The organism is Corynebacterium sp. DNF00584, from assembly GCF_001552965.1.
GTDB lineage: Bacteria > Actinomycetota > Actinomycetes > Mycobacteriales > Mycobacteriaceae > Corynebacterium > Corynebacterium phoceense.
In genome coordinates this window covers 63,544-77,985 of record NZ_KQ959765.1, presented here as the reverse complement: position 1 = coordinate 77,985, position 14,442 = coordinate 63,544, and the positions used below count along the sequence as shown (strand labels likewise).

General features: G+C 62.9%; 9 protein-coding genes. 4 read left to right on the top strand and 5 right to left on the bottom strand.

Going from position 1 to position 14,442, the window contains the following annotated elements:
* Nucleotides 1-41 precede the first annotated feature (41 nt).
* Entirely contained in the window at nucleotides 42-1,451 is a 1,410-nt protein-coding gene (locus HMPREF0307_RS10305) for an aldehyde dehydrogenase family protein (RefSeq protein WP_066492646.1), read from the top strand.
* A 460-nt stretch (nucleotides 1,452-1,911) separates the two neighbouring features.
* Nucleotides 1,912-3,606, top strand: coding sequence for an ATP-binding protein (locus HMPREF0307_RS10300; protein WP_066492645.1), 1,695 nt, complete (start codon nucleotides 1,912-1,914; stop codon nucleotides 3,604-3,606).
* A gap of 21 nt (nucleotides 3,607-3,627) precedes the next feature.
* Here HMPREF0307_RS10300 and HMPREF0307_RS10295 read toward each other — a convergent pair whose 3' ends face one another.
* The gene (locus HMPREF0307_RS10295; RefSeq protein ID WP_066492643.1) at nucleotides 3,628-5,127 is read right to left on the bottom strand and encodes an IS1096 element passenger TnpR family protein; all 1,500 of its coding nucleotides are present in this window, start codon (nucleotides 5,125-5,127) and stop codon (nucleotides 3,628-3,630) included.
* A 250-nt stretch (nucleotides 5,128-5,377) separates the two neighbouring features.
* Here HMPREF0307_RS10295 and HMPREF0307_RS10290 point away from each other — a divergent pair, with 250 nt between their 5' ends.
* A complete protein-coding gene (locus tag HMPREF0307_RS10290) occupies nucleotides 5,378-5,740 on the top strand; it encodes an HNH endonuclease signature motif containing protein (RefSeq protein ID WP_066492641.1) in 363 nt (120 codons plus the stop codon).
* Between the two features lie 15 nt (nucleotides 5,741-5,755).
* Here the strand turns inward: HMPREF0307_RS10290 and HMPREF0307_RS10285 are convergent, their stop codons facing one another.
* The 4 genes from HMPREF0307_RS10285 to HMPREF0307_RS10270 form a co-directional block, all read right to left on the bottom strand.
* Nucleotides 5,756-6,451 carry an MOSC domain-containing protein gene (locus HMPREF0307_RS10285; RefSeq protein ID WP_066492639.1) on the bottom strand — a complete coding sequence of 232 codons (696 nt, stop codon included), beginning with the start codon at nucleotides 6,449-6,451 and terminating at the stop codon, nucleotides 5,756-5,758.
* 2 nt (nucleotides 6,452-6,453) lie between these two features.
* On the bottom strand, nucleotides 6,454-9,036 hold the full coding sequence (locus HMPREF0307_RS10280; protein WP_066492636.1) for a hypothetical protein: 2,583 nt from the start codon (nucleotides 9,034-9,036) through the stop codon (nucleotides 6,454-6,456).
* Nucleotides 9,037-9,109: 73 nt separating this feature from the next.
* Nucleotides 9,110-9,670: a CAP domain-containing protein gene (locus tag HMPREF0307_RS10275; protein WP_066492634.1), complete on the bottom strand. Its 561-nt coding sequence runs from the start codon at nucleotides 9,668-9,670 to the stop codon at nucleotides 9,110-9,112.
* 111 nt (nucleotides 9,671-9,781) lie between these two features.
* Nucleotides 9,782-11,326, bottom strand: coding sequence for an alkaline phosphatase (locus tag HMPREF0307_RS10270; protein WP_066492633.1), 1,545 nt, complete (start codon nucleotides 11,324-11,326; stop codon nucleotides 9,782-9,784).
* A 232-nt stretch (nucleotides 11,327-11,558) separates the two neighbouring features.
* Between HMPREF0307_RS10270 and leuS the strand changes: the two genes are divergently transcribed.
* Nucleotides 11,559-14,402, top strand: coding sequence for a leucine--tRNA ligase (gene leuS, locus HMPREF0307_RS10265; protein WP_066492632.1), 2,844 nt, complete (start codon nucleotides 11,559-11,561; stop codon nucleotides 14,400-14,402).
* Nucleotides 14,403-14,442 lie beyond the last annotated feature (40 nt).

Below are 14,442 nucleotides of genomic sequence, written 5' to 3'. Positions count from 1 at the left end.
CGTGAGTCACATTTTGACTCACGCTTTCTCCAGGAGGTTTTATGTCTCAGTTCAGCACCTACGCGGATCTGCTCGCTGCCGTCACCACTGACGGCGGGTCACCGGTCCACGACCCGGCGACCGGCGAGCTTATCGGCACCTACACCGTCGGCACCGTCGCGGACCTCGACCACGCCGTTGCGACCGCGCGCGTTGCCCAGAAAGACTTCGCTGCCCTCAAGGATGAGGAGCGGTGCGAGCTCCTGCTCAAAGCTGCCGATGCCGTCGAGGCCGCCGCCGAGCCCCTCGCCGAGCTCCTCTCCCGTGAGCAGGGCAAGCCGCTCAACGGTCCTAACGCCCGCTTTGAGGTAGGTGCCTGCGCCGCGTGGCTGCGTGCCACCGCCTCCTTCGAGTCCCCCGACTACACCGCCGTCGATGACGACATCACCGCGACGGTCCACTACCGTCCCCTCGGCGTTGTAGGTGCCATCGGTCCGTGGAACTGGCCCATGATGATCACCACGTGGCAGTTCGCCCCGGCTCTGCGCATGGGCAACGCCGTCGTCATCAAGCCCTCTGAGTACACCCCGCTCTCCGTCCTCGCCCTCGCGGCCGTGATTAACGACGTCCTGCCGGCGAACCTCCTCCAGGTCGTTACAGGCGACGGCTCCGTAGGCGCCGCCGTGACCTCCCACCCGGACATCGACAAGATCATGTTCACCGGTTCGACGGCGACCGGTAAGAAGATCGTCGAGTCTTCCGCCGCGAACCTCCAGCGCCTCACCCTCGAGCTCGGCGGCAACGACGCCGGCATCGTTCTCGACGACGCGGACCCAGCCGCCATCGCGGGCGACCTTTTCTGGGGTGCGTTCATCAACACCGGCCAGACCTGTGCCGCCATGAAGCGTCTCTACGTGCCCGAGTCCCTCTACGACGCCGTCTGCGATGCCCTCGTCGAAGTCGCTAAGGCCTCCCCCATGGGCGTTGGCCTTGAGGAAGAGAACGTCCTCGGCCCGCTGCAAAACCAACAGCAGTTCGACATCGTCGACCGACTCGTGAAGTCCGCCCAGGACTCCGGCGCCCGCGTTCTGTTGGGCGGCGACCCGGACTACGACGCGCCGGGCTACTTCTACCCCACTACGCTCGTCGCAGATATCGACCCGGACAACCCGCTCGTGATCGAGGAGCAGTTCGGCCCAGCCCTGCCGATCATCAAGTACACCGACCTTGACTGGGCCATCGAGCAGGCCAACAAGCTCGACGTTGGCCTCGGCTCTTCGGTCTGGTCCTCGGACCGCGACCGCGCTCGCGAAGTCGCCGCACGCCTCGAGGCCGGCACCACGTGGATCAACGGCCACGGCGGCGTCGACCCCCGCGTCCCCTTCGGCGGCATCAAGTCCTCCGGCTACGGCGTCGAGTTCGGCACCGAGGGTCTCAAGGGCCTCGCCTACCCGCACATCATCAACGGCTAGCCGCGCACCGATCACTCCCGATCACTCATCCATCACTCCCGATCACTCATCCATCACTGACGATCACTCATCGTCAGTGATGGATTCTCGTTTTTCTCGCGCCGCTTGGCCCCCTCATCCGGACACCCGCAAGGCTTGAAATATGTATGTGTCCTGCAGAAATCCGAGAAAATTCGCCGTATCATACACACTACGAATCCGATTCTCTCACTCGGATGAGTGACGCTATCCCTTAGCCGAAAATGGCCATCATTCACGCCAGAACCCCGATCACTCATCCCTAAGCAGAGATCACTCATCGATTTGCGGCTACTTCGGACGATCACTCACGCTAAATTTTCGATCACTCATGAAAAATGCTCGTATTTCACGATGAGTGACGATATTATGGAGATCACTCACGCAACAGCTACAGTCGCGGGTGCGTTTTGGGCGAGTCACGACGAGACGGGGAAAAGCGATGGATTTCGAGGCGGTAGTTGATGTCTTGGAACATCATGATTCTGATAACCAGAGGATTGAAGTAAAACGCACGGCATCGTCATTAGGGAAGTCGGTGTGGGATAGCATTTCGGCGTTTGCCAATACTGACGGTGGGGTTGTCGTTCTTGGCGTGAACGAGACACCGGAGGGCTTTGTACCTGCAGAGGATTTCTCTCCTCAGAAAATCCGGGATGAATTGCTTAGTGGGCTCAATGAAAAGTCCTCTGCGGGTACGAAAGTTACACCGGTTCCGGAATATCAAATCAGCACGGAAACCTGGCGGGATCATCCGGTCATTATGGTTGGCATTGAACCGATGCGATTCCATCCGCAGCATCAGCGCAACATGCCATGCTACGTAACGGCTAAGGGCTTAAAGAATGGCACGTTTAAGCGTGTGGGCGACGCGGATAAGCGAATGAGCGCTTATGAAATCTATCAGTGGCAAAGCCGCTTCATTCCGGATGACTCTGACGCCGCTATCGTCAATGGCGCGGCGTTAGAGGACCTCGATCTTGAGGCTGCCGCAGCCATGGTGGAGACGTTGCGTGTTCACAACTCGCGCGTGGTGGAGGGTGCCGAGGACCTTACCGATGTGCTGGCGCGGCTCAACGTTCTGTCTAGTGGCGTGCCCACGCTGGCGGGCGTATTGACGTTTGGACACTATCCGCAGCAGTTCTTCCCGCAGTTGTTTATCGATGTCACGTCCCACCCAGGAGTTGCAAAGGGAGCCAGTGACGATGGAACGCGTTTCCGCAGCCGTGAGATGTGCGATGGTCCTATTCCATTGGCCATCCAATCCGCGGTCGATGCCGTCATGAAGGAAATGCGGGTGCGCTACGTCGAGCGCGACGCGCAGGTCGACCGGGAGCCGGAAATTCCGGAGATGGTCGTGCGCGAGTCCATTACCAACGCCGTCATGCACCGCGACTATTCGCCGATTGTGCAGGGGCGTCAGATTGCCGTGGACATTTTTGCCGATCGGGTGGAAATCAGGAACCCGGGCGGGCTATGGGGCGACCGCACCGTGGACAATATCCGAGACAATAGCTCCATGTCGCGCAATCGGCGTTTGTCGTCGCTGCTCAGTCGGACGCCAGCAGCACGCGGCAGCGGTACGGTGTCAGAAAACCAAGGCAGCGGCGTTCCCCGCATGTTCCAGGCAATGACGAAGTCAGGGCTTCCCGGCCCAGAGTTCATAGATCGCGGCGGCGAGTTCGTGGTGGTGTTATCCCGCTTTGGGCTCATGGATGACGCCATCGCCCGGTGGGTGGATTCCGTGGCGCCACATGCGGAGCGAGCATTGCAGGTTGCGCTGGTCTTTGCGCGCGATCTCGGCGCCGTGACCCCGCACATGTTGCGTGAGCACTTGGGACTCGACTCCGATGATGCGCGCGCGTGTCTCGAACGCGGTGTACGTGACGGAGTCCTCGATGCTGCGACCGATGAACGTTTTGTGTTATCGACTTCGAGCCTGGGATTGGATAGCGAGCAGGAGAAGATTCTCGCCCTGCTCGCAGACAAGGGGACGTTGTCGAGCCATGAGGTGGCAGAAGGAATCGGGCTGAGTTTGAGCCGGGTTCGCCCGCGCCTTTCCGGACTGGTCGACGTGGGGTTAATCGAGGCGACGGCCCCATTGACAAGCCGTAACCGCAAGTATCACCTCGCTTGATGTGGCGCCGGCTCGGCAACCCTAGTTCGCCACCGCCAGCACATCGCTGAGCGGCGCCTGTGGCGCGTCCACGGTGGAACTCGACGAGCGATCCTGCGCCAGCATTTCCGGCAGGGCGCGGCGCAGCGCCTCCTGGAGGAAGCCGATGACATCCGGCGGCAGGTGGATGCAGCCGCGCGGCGCCTCGCGGTCGCGCAGACCGAGGCAGGCCGCGGAGCTTAGAATGTGGTCCACGTAGGAGTGGATGAGGCCGCCGCCCTGGCGCGGCCAGAGCGCTTCCTCAACATGGTCGAGGAATTCGTTCTGCACCTGTGTGATGTGGACACCGCGCATATCCGCGAGCGGATGGAAGACGAGGTCGCTGTAGAGGAAGTACAACGACAGCAGACTGTCGAGAATGAGCCGGTCGCGGTTGCCGACGGGATAGTAGTCGAGCAGGGCACGTCCCAGCTCGGCCGGGGCGAGCTCGGTGAGTTCCAGTGCTTCGGCGGTGACGCGGACTGCGCCCTTCTCGCGATCGAGGACGAGAAGCTGCATGTTGGCAAGGTTCTCAATCATGATGCCGGCCACGGCGATCGTGTGATGCTCGCAGAGAGGTACGGGGTGGACGGAGCGAATGATCCGGGCGGCGTCGTCGAAGGAGAGCGGCGGGTGGGGATCCTCGTTGAGACGCAGGGTGGGGGCCATGCGCACAATCTTCTTCACGGCGCGTCCCACGGTAGCCGCACCGGAGTCGGAGAGGCCGAACTGCTCGGTGGAGACGAAGGCGCCCACGAGTGCATCGAGCCCTGGGATGTCGAGCTGATCTGCGAGGAAAGCGGGCACGGATGTTCCGGCCTGTGCGGCGGCGATGGCGGCGTCTTCGAACTGCTGCGTCTTCCAGAACGGCAGTGCGGGTCCCAGCGTGGCACGGGCGAGCTCGAACTGGGGGCTTGCCTGGAGCTCGCCCGTGATGACGACGCTGCGCACAGCGTCCGTGAGCGTCGCGAGCTTAGCGCGCCGGGGGTCTGCGTCGGAGATACGAATCTGCTTGATCGACCGAGTGCCCAAGACTCGCTCACAGGTGTTGAGCTGCTCATCGGTGAGCTTCGTGCCCTTCTTCTGCACGGCTTTGATGATGCCCTGGACGGTGTACCAATCGTCAAACGACGTGCCCGGTGGAGGAGTTGCGCCACAGGCGTCGACGAGCATGGCCCGGCGGTGCATGCGGTGAGAGTACTGCAGGTGCTCGACCTCGATGGTCCACTCCTCTCCCGGTCCGCCTTCGTAGCGGATCACGGCATCCGTTTCGAGGGCCTCAATGACGCAGTCATAGGACTCGGGATGATGGAAGTCGTAGGGGTCATCGGACAACGAAGTGGGTTCGACCTCGAAATAGTGGAACCCCGTGGCGTCGAAGTTGAAGGCTGCGCAGATGAGGTGGTGGAGATCGTCGAAGGTCGTGGCTTCCGGGACGATGAGTGTGCGGGACAGAGTTTCGTAGGAGTTGATGGACGTGAGAGTAATCATGTGAGAAATCATGGCCGCGATACTACAAAGAAAGTCGGCACATCCGTTCTACCTGGGAAAATGCAAAATACGGCTATCACGTATTGCCCAATATATTGTGCAACGAGGTTCCCAGCGATGTGAGCGGGTACCCCTGAGTAGGAGTTTTCCAATTTGGTATCTGCTGATTCGAGAGTGTTGACGGACACCAACGGGGATGGATTTGCCGGGGTGCGTTAGCTCTCGAACGCCCAATCTCACGCCTTGATGGGGGTAGTCTCTCATGGCCACTGTTCCGCCAGGCAACCCGAACCACCCGCCCGACGCCAACGTCCCCATAGATGCCATCCGCGCGTTTATCGAAGCACGCGACGGTACCTGCCGCCGCGCCGACTGCACCGTGCCCGCCAAGCACGCACAGCGTGACCACCACGTCGAAACCGGCGAAGGCGCAGACACCTGCACCGACAACCTCATCGCCGTATGCCACTATCACCACAACGTGAAGACAGACCGGCGGTGGGACTACATCCTCGAGCCCGCAACCGGAACCGGCTACTGGCTCTTTGAAGATGGCATCTGGGAAGCCATTAAACGCAACTTCGTCCCCCTCCCCGACTCCGAGGAGATCAGCTTCGACGACTAGAAAACAGACCGAGTATTACTCGGAATGCGATGTTCCACGTGAAACACGGAGTTTCGCGTGCTTGTCCGCGACCTCAACGCGCTTTGCCATCGGCAGGTGATGGATATCCGGCAAGCAGTGGACCTCGACGACGTGGCGGGCGAGCTCCAAATCGCCCAACTTGGCGCGAAAGGCCATGCCCATGGTGACGTCATGATCGGGGCGCCCGATGAACTCGAGCGCGTCGCCGGGTGTAATGCGGCCGGGCTCGAGCACCCGGAAATAGGCACCGCAGTCGCCGCGATCCGCCCAGGTCTTGACCCAGCCGCGCTCCCCCAGCCACTCGGCAAAGGTGCCGCAGGGCGTGCGGGGTACGGAAACCTCGAGGAGAGCGGAGCCGACGCGAACCTGCTGACCGATGAGGAGATCGCGGAGCACGACGCCGGAGGTGGTGAGGTTCTCGCCGAACATGCCGCTGCGAAGCGGTCGCCCGAACTCGGTCTCCCAGAAGTCGAGTTCCTCGCGAGCGTAAGCGTAGACCGCCTTGTGGGCGCCGCCGTGAAAGTCGCTGTCCCCTACGAAGTCGTCGGCCACGCCGGATCCGTCCCCGTAGTTCGGACCAGGCGCGGAGACGTCAATGGACGCGGCTGGGTGTTTGTCTATGCCCGTCGTGGGATACCGGCGGACGGAGTGATCGTGTGGAACGGCGATATTCGTGGAGACAACCTGCATGGTTATCTATTGTTGCATAGATATTGGGTGAGTCCCTCCGCTGTGCGAAGGTCGTAGGCGAAGAGTGCGGGGGCGAGCGCGGCGGCATCGGCAAGCTGGGGCAGGTCGTCCTGGAGGATGGCGAGGACGGCGGGCTGTGGGAGCAGTCCAGCGGCGACGGCGCGGAACGCGAGTGCGAAGACGTACGAGATGTACGGCATCCAGGCCGCAGAGACGAACGGCGTGTCGCCACCACCGAAGGCGCCGAGCGCGACGAGGGTATGCGAGACGGAGGTGTCGAATCCCAGTTGGCCCAGTACGCTGGCGAGCTTTTGGGCGTCGCCGCGCAGGTGGCTCACGGAGCCGAGGCGGTAGAAGTCCTCGTCGTGCGCGAAGCAGTCGCGCAGGGCCGCGATGCGGGCGGCCTCGTCGTTGATGGCTGTTGAGGACGGGGTTGCGTCGGGGCCGGAGGCCTTCATGAGGAGCAGCGGGCGAGTGAGCGAGTCGATGCCGGAGTTAAAGGCGAGGGAAAGCTCCGAGGCGGCGCCGGCGGGGACGCCCACGTTCCATGGGTGAGCCACAAGTTGGGTCTGCGCCAACGCTTTCGCTTGACGGGACAATGAGAGGCCGGACGCGGGCAGTGCGCGCACGGCGGCGCCGGGCTCCGCGCGCAGGCGCTCGAGGACGGCGGCGAAGGTGGACTCGATGCGGGCGTTGCGGCTCGCGGTGGCGAGGGCCTCGAGCGCGGCGTAGGCGGCCCAGGCTTCTTCCACCGTAGCGTCGGCAAAGCTTACCTCACCGGGGGCCTCCGCGATGACGGCATTTGGCGCCGGGTGCGCGGGCGCGGACAGGTCAGTGAGTGGCTCTTCCGCGCGGGCGTCGATGATAAGTGGGCCAGCTTCCTGCAAAGAGGAAGGAAGCGCCAGGTCAACGAGGCGCTCCGGGGAACGAGCCGGGTCGTTCAAGGGCCAGGCCCAGACGAGGAGATCCGAAATCTCTTCTTCTTCTTCGTTGAAGGAGAGCTCGACGTGGGTCTCCGAGAGCGTGGCGCCGGTGATGAGCGGGGCACGCTTCACCGTCGCGATGGCGGCGTAAATGAGATCCGAGGCGGCAGATGCCTCGTATTCCACCACGCGGCGCTCGGGGGCTTGTGCAAGGTGGCGGGAGCGGGCGGCATCGTCAAGCGAGTCCAGGAAGTCCTCGTAAGACAACGTCGACCACAGGAGGTAGAGCTCCATGGAGGACTGCTTGCGCACCGCGTGGCGCAGCGCGCGGTTGGACAGGGAAACGTTGCGGTGTGACTGCGTGGAGCCGGCGGTCGAGGCGAGCGACTTCATCTTCTGGCGCTTATCAATGGCCACGAACTTGGCGAGCGGCAGCGGCTGCGGCGAGTATACCGTGAGCGCGGCATCCGCATCGAGCAGGCTGGCGTAAATGACCTGCTTATCGAAGGATTCCGTGGGTTCGGTGCCGGTGAGCTTCACGCGCGTGCGCAGCGTCGCGGGCGTCACTCGGAAATCGAGTTCGTAGCCGGCCTCGCTCGCGACCGTCTCCATTCGGGAGGTTTCCGTGGGCTCGAATTCGCGCGTGCCCTTGTCAAACACAATCGCCTTGCCTGGCGCCGAGGCGAGCGTGTAGCTAAACGGGGAGAGCTGACCAGCTGCGTCGATAAACCGGAAGCCGGTGCCGCGCGGACCTTCGTTCTTCGCGCGCATGTGGAGCGCCTCCGCGATGGAGAACACGCGCATATCCACCTGCTCGCCGTCGCGCAGCAGCCCCACCTCGTAGCGGCCGACCCAGGGGTCTTCGTAGAGGTCAGAGGGGAAAATCTCGAAGGTCCCCTCCCCTACCGTCTCGTCCGAAATCGGCTCGCGCTCGCCGCCCAGCGGCGCGTAGACGAGCTGAATGACCCACTCGCCCGGCTGCGTGATGGTCACCGTGGGCGACGCCTTAAACACCGGCCGGTGGTCGAGCCCGCGCGCGTTCGGCAGCGTCGCGACGTCCGTGCCCCACTCCCAGGCCGCAGGGGCGGTCACAGCGAAGCTCGCCGCGCTGACCTGCGGTGTGATGAGGGACAGCTCCGAGCCTTCCGATGCCCCCTCCACGTCCAGGTTCCAGGCCGCCCAGCCGTCCCATTCGCCGTGCGCGTGATGGGTCTCGGAGACCCCGGAGATCCCGGAGACCACCGTGCCAGCCGGCGCCAGCAGGACGTAGTGCGCCGGGAAGAGACCCTGTCGCGCGTCCACGACGCGGGCGCGGTCATCGAGCACGATGTACGGGGACTGTGCGGTCGCGCCGATGAAGGTGGCCTTAAAGTGCTCCCCCAACGCGAGATCGATGCGGGCGAACGGCTGTGACAGCGCCACGAGCAGTGGTTCTTCATCGCCCGCCGCGGCGCGCAGGACGCGCGTGGTGGTCTCCCCCTCCAGGTCCGTGACCGCCACGGTCCAGGTGTAGCCCGTTGTCGCAATCGCTGGGATGTCGATGGCGAGGCTGTGGGTTGAGTTGCTCCACGTCAGGTGCGGCATGCCGGTGACGAGGGCTTCATCTGCCGAAGCAGAAGCAGAAAATGTGGACGATTGATTAAGGCGGTTGTCCTGACTCATTTGCTCCATCCTAGGACAGCGGGCGCCCTTTTCCGCAACCCGCAGGAACACGAGGAAAGTCTAGTCATTCTCCCTAAAAATAGCCGCGCAAGACAACGATGTATTGGCCTAGTGCGTTCTGCGCGACGCCCACTCCCCCCACGCGCAGGCCCGGATCGAGCATCACCGCGTTATGGGTGGGCGAGGCTTGCCACTGCCGCACAGGCGCGTGCGCGTCCGGCCCCGCAGTCAGCGCGATGTTTTCAAACGTATCCGTGCCGGAATGCCAGATCCGCGTCCCGCCCTGTGCGTTGAGGTGGTCCGCCCAGCCCTGCGCGTCGTTCGCCTGCCGGACGTTAAAGGCCACCGGCGCGCGTCCGTGGCTCACGCGATATGCGTTGAGCTCGGTCATGACGGTCCCGCGCACGGCCTCCAGATCCGGCCGCGTCGCCCGGTACCCCGTCGCTGTCGAGGACCCTGCCTGCGAGGACAGCCCTGCAAAAGACGGCAGCTTAATCTGGGAGAACAGGCCGTTGACCTGCGCCATCACTGTCGCCACGACATCGTCCACCACGGTGGCCTGCGCGGGAGACGACACCCCCACGGTGAGCGTGGCTGCAAGTGCGGCTGCGGCAAGGGCGGGTGGGGTACGCATTAAATTCTCTCCGAGGTAGGTGGCTGTGTTCCTTGGTGTTCCGTTGGAAGTGTAGGCGAGCGAAGGCTCTCCCCGCACCGCAGTACGGAAAGGGCCCGAAGAAAAGTGAAGCTACTTGAGGAGCTTCTGGATGGCCGACATATCAATCTTCAGCATGCCGATGGCCTGCAGCGCAGCCGCCACGGCAGCGAGGATGGCCGCCATGATGCCGGCGCCCGCCAGGCCCGCACCGACAGAATCCTTCGAGGAGCCGTCCTGCTTCGGCTGCTCGTTCTGCTTGTCGTCGTCCTGCTTGGAGTCGTCTTCCGTCCACCAATTGTTGAAGACCAGCTTGGCAATGTCGGTGTTGTCAATGAAGTCGCCACGGACCGGGTCCGTGCCCTTCACTGCGGCCTTGATGTCCTCAGAGCCAGCGCCCTTGAAGAAGAACGGCACGACCTGGTTGGTGTGCTCCTTGGAGTACCACTCGTGGCTTGGCAGCGCGTCCTTGTCGCCGGCCATGGAGTTCCACTTTTCCTTCTCGTCCGCGCCGGAGAGGTAGCCCGTCTCGTGGTCAGCGGTGACAATGAGGAGGGTCTCCTCCCAGTTGGAGTTCTCCTCGACCCAGTCGATGGCGGCATCGACAGACTTGTTGAAGTCTTGGACTTCCTCGATCTCACGAGCGGAGTCGTTGGCGTGGCCGGTCCAGTCGATGGCGCCGCCCTCAATCATGATGGAGAAGCCGTCCTCATCCTGGCCCAGCACGTTGAGCGCGCCCTTCGTCATGGTGGGCAGATCCACCACGTCGTTCTGCGGGTCGGAGTACGGGGTCTCGCCCTCACCGGCGCGGCCCTGCTGCAGCGTCGAGGCGACCTGCGGGGTGCCCCAGTACTTGGCGCCTTCCTCGACCTCACCAGCGGCAAGTTTGTCAAAGCCCTCGTTCGTCTCCACGAACTTCCAGTCGGTCTTGCCGCCGGAGAGCGCACCAAAGTCCTCTTCGGTGATGTAGTCGTAGGACGGGGTGGCCAGCAGCTGGTTCGAGTCATCGTAGAGCGGGTGGCCAGCACCCATGACAACGGAGAGATCCGAGTTGAGCATGTCGTGGGCGATCTCGCCGTACGCGTTGCGGTCCTTGTTGTGCGCCGCGTAGGCCGCCGGAGTGGCGTGGGAGAACGGCACGGAAGAAACGACGCCGGCGGACTTGCCCTGCTTGATGGCGCGCTCGGAGATATTCTCCTCCGCCATGCCGTAGTTGGACATGCCCAGCACGCCGTTCTTCACCTTGATGCCGGTGGCCATGGCGGTACCTGCTGCAGCCGAGTCGGTGATGACGCCTTCAGAGACGTAGTCGTGGGTAGCCCACGCCTGCTCCGGGTGGTAAGAACCGCCCTGGGAGAAGGTGGTCTGGGACAGGCGATTGAAGTCCTCGTAGCGCTGTACGGACTCACCCTCGAGCTCCTTCGGGCCCTCGGCGCTGAACTCACCGTCGACGAGGTACTTGGACTGGCCGGTCTCGTAGAGGTTGTTGTAGGCGATGTGGCCGTAGCCCATGCCGTCGCCGATCATGACGATGATGTTCTTCGGGCCAGCAGACTCAGCCGCCTGTGCCGGGGCGACGATGCCGGTGCACAGGGCAGCGGCGGCCAGGGTGGCGACGGTGCGGGAGAAAATGCGCATGAAAAATGTCCTTGGGAGTGCGAGAGTTGATAGCGACGTTCACCTCACGAGCCACTTGCCGTGAGCGAGACTCGCCTACCTTAAGAAACACACGCGACCGTCAAGGAAATGCGGTGGAAACTTCCGGTGAATTTCCGTGGAAGTACTACCAAAAATCCGCTGAGGGAAACGTAAGGGCTCTACCTGCACCACACCGTGGCGTTATAACGCAGGGCTACTACACTGTCTAAGCATGACTAACCCGAGCGAAAGCACAGCCCACCGCTATACCCCGGAGCTGGCGAACCAGATTGAAAAGACCTGGCAGCAGTACTGGAAGGATCACGGCACCTTTAACGCACCGAACCCCACCGGTCCGCTAGCTGGTGAGGGTGAGCTGCCCAAGGACAAGCTCAACATCCAGGACATGTTCCCGTACCCCTCCGGCGTGGGCCTGCACGTCGGCCACCCGCTGGGCTACATCGCGACGGATACGTACGCTCGCTTTAACCGCATGCTGGGCAAGAACGTCCTGCACACGCTGGGTTATGACGCCTTCGGCCTGCCGGCTGAGCAGTACGCCATCCAGACCGGTACGCACCCGCGCACCACCACGATGGCCAATATTGAGAACATGCGCCGCCAGTTGGGCATGCTGGGTCTCGGCCACGATCCGCGCCGCTCGGTCGCTTCCACGGATCCGGAGTTCTACAAGTGGACGCAGTGGATCTTCCTGCAGATTTATAACTCGTGGTTCGATGACAAGGCCCAGAAGGCCCGCCCCATCGCCGAGCTCATCAAGGAGCTCGAGGTCGGTAAGCGCAAGACCAAGGACGGCCGTTTTTACGCAGATCTCACGCCGGAAGAAAAGCGTGAGGCTGTGGACGAGTTCCGTCTCGTCTACCTGTCTAACTCCACCGTGAACTGGTGCCCGGGCCTGGGCACGGTGCTCGCGAACGAGGAGGTGACCGCGGACGGCAGGTCTGAGCGTGGCAACTTCCCGGTGTTCCGCAAGAACCTGCGCCAGTGGATGATGCGCATCACGGCCTACTCGGATCGCCTCCTCGACGATCTGGAACTGCTCGACTGGCCGGACAAGGTCAAGTCCATGCAGCGCAACTGGATTGGCCGCTCCCGCGGCGCCGAGGTCACCTTCCGCGCGGAGGGCCATGACATCAAGGTCTTCACCACCCGCCCGGACACCCTCTTCGGCGCGCAGTACATGGTGCTGGCCCCAGAGCATGAGCTTGTCGATGCCCTCCTCTCCCCCATTCCTTATGACGACGACGTCGATCCTCGTTGGACGTACGGCAACGATGACCCGAAGGAAGCCGTTGAGCAGTACCGCCTCGACATCGCGGCGAAGTCCGACCTCGAGCGTCAGGAGAATAAGGAAAAGACCGGTGTCTTCCTGGGCACCTACGCCACCAACCCGGTCAACGGCCAGCAGATCCCGATCTTCATTGGTGACTACGTCCTGACTGGTTACGGCACCGGTGCCATCATGGCGGTCCCGGGCCACGACCAGCGCGACTATGATTTCGCGACTGAGTTCGGCCTGCCCATCGTTGAGGTCGTCGCCGGCGGCAACCTTGACGAGGAGGCCTACGTGGGCGACGGTCCGCGCGTGAACTCTGCCAACAACGACGGCCTGGACATCAACGGCATGGAAAAGGCCGAGGCCATCGCCACCATGATCCAGTGGCTGGTCGACAACAAGGTCGGCCAAGAGAAGATCCAGTACAAGCTGCGTGACTGGCTGTTCGCCCGTCAGCGTTACTGGGGCGAGCCCTTCCCCATCGTCTACGACGAGGCCGGCGAGCCCTACCCGCTGCCCTACTCCATGCTCCCCGTCGAGCTGCCGGAGGTCGAGGACTACAAGCCGGTCTCCTTCGATCCGGACGACCGCGACTCCGAGCCGCAGCCGCCGCTGGCCAAGGCCCGCGAGTGGGTCGAGGTCGAGCTGGACTTGGGCCAAGGGCCCAAGAAATACTATCGAGACACCAACGTCATGCCGCAGTGGGCCGGTTCCTCCTGGTACCAGCTTCGCTACATCGATCCCACCAACGATGACGCGTTCTGCGACATCGAGAACGAGCGCTACTGGACGGGACCTCGTCCGGCGGAACACGGCGCGAACGATCCGGGCGGCGTGGACCTGTATGTCGGCGGCGTTGAGCACGCGGTTCTCCACCTGCTCTACGCGCGCTTCTGGCACAAGGTCCTCTACGACTTGGGCTACGTCACCTCCAAGGAGCCGTACCGTCGCCTCTACAACCAGGGCTACATCCAGGCTTATGCCTACACCGATGCTCGCGGCGTCTACGTCCCGGCCGCCGAGGTCGAGGAGAAGGATGGCAAGTTCTTCTACAACGGCGAAGAGGTCAACCAGGAGTACGGCAAGATGGGCAAGTCCCTGAAGAACGCCGTGGCTCCGGATGACATCTGCCGCGACTTCGGTGCGGATACCCTGCGTGTTTACGAGATGTCCATGGGCCCGCTCGACGCGTCCCGTCCCTGGGCTACGAAGGACGTCGTCGGCTCCCAGCGCTTCCTCCAGCGCCTGTGGCGCCTGGCTGTGAACGAAGAAACCGGCGAGCTCGCCACTAGTGACACCGAGCTCACGAAGGATGACCTCAAGCAGCTGCACCGCACCATCGCGGGCGTGCGTGACGACTACGAGAACCTGCGTCTCAACACCGTCGTGGCCAAGCTCATCGAGTACGTCAACTACCTGACGAAGACGTACAAGGCGTCCGCCCCGCGTGCCGCCGTTGAACCGATCGCGCAGTTGGTCTCCCCCATCGCCCCGCACATCGCGGAGGAGCTGTGGAAGCGCTTCGGACACGAGGGCACCATCACGTACGTGGACTTCCCCACCTTCGATGAGAAGTACCTCGTTGACGATGAGGTCGAAGTCCCCGTCCAGATCAACGGCAAGGTCAAGGCACGCATTACCGTGGCTGCCGATGCCGCCCAGGACGATGTTGTTGCCACCGCCCTCGCCGACTCCAAGATCGCCAGCCTGACCGAGGGTAAGAACATCGTCAAGCAGATTTACGTCCCGGGCCGCATGGTCAACCTGGTTGTGAAGTAAATCTGAGCCGCCCTCCCCTGGGGTGAGGGGTGGGCGGGCG

Excerpts from the sequence above, each read along its gene's own strand:
- HMPREF0307_RS10285 (WP_066492639.1), bottom strand. The coding sequence starts at position 6,451 with ATGCAGGTTGTCTCCACGAATATCGCCGTTCCACACGATCACTCCGTC.
- leuS (WP_066492632.1), top strand. The coding sequence starts at position 11,559 with ATGACTAACCCGAGCGAAAGCACAGCCCACCGCTATACCCCGGAGCTG.
- HMPREF0307_RS10275 (WP_066492634.1), bottom strand. The coding sequence starts at position 9,670 with ATGCGTACCCCACCCGCCCTTGCCGCAGCCGCACTTGCAGCCACGCTC.
- HMPREF0307_RS10300 (WP_066492645.1), top strand. The coding sequence starts at position 1,912 with ATGGATTTCGAGGCGGTAGTTGATGTCTTGGAACATCATGATTCTGAT.
- HMPREF0307_RS10270 (WP_066492633.1), bottom strand. The coding sequence starts at position 11,326 with ATGCGCATTTTCTCCCGCACCGTCGCCACCCTGGCCGCCGCTGCCCTG.
- HMPREF0307_RS10295 (WP_066492643.1), bottom strand. The coding sequence starts at position 5,127 with ATGATTTCTCACATGATTACTCTCACGTCCATCAACTCCTACGAAACT.
- HMPREF0307_RS10305 (WP_066492646.1), top strand. The coding sequence starts at position 42 with ATGTCTCAGTTCAGCACCTACGCGGATCTGCTCGCTGCCGTCACCACT.
- HMPREF0307_RS10290 (WP_066492641.1), top strand. The coding sequence starts at position 5,378 with ATGGCCACTGTTCCGCCAGGCAACCCGAACCACCCGCCCGACGCCAAC.
- HMPREF0307_RS10280 (WP_066492636.1), bottom strand. The coding sequence starts at position 9,036 with ATGAGTCAGGACAACCGCCTTAATCAATCGTCCACATTTTCTGCTTCT.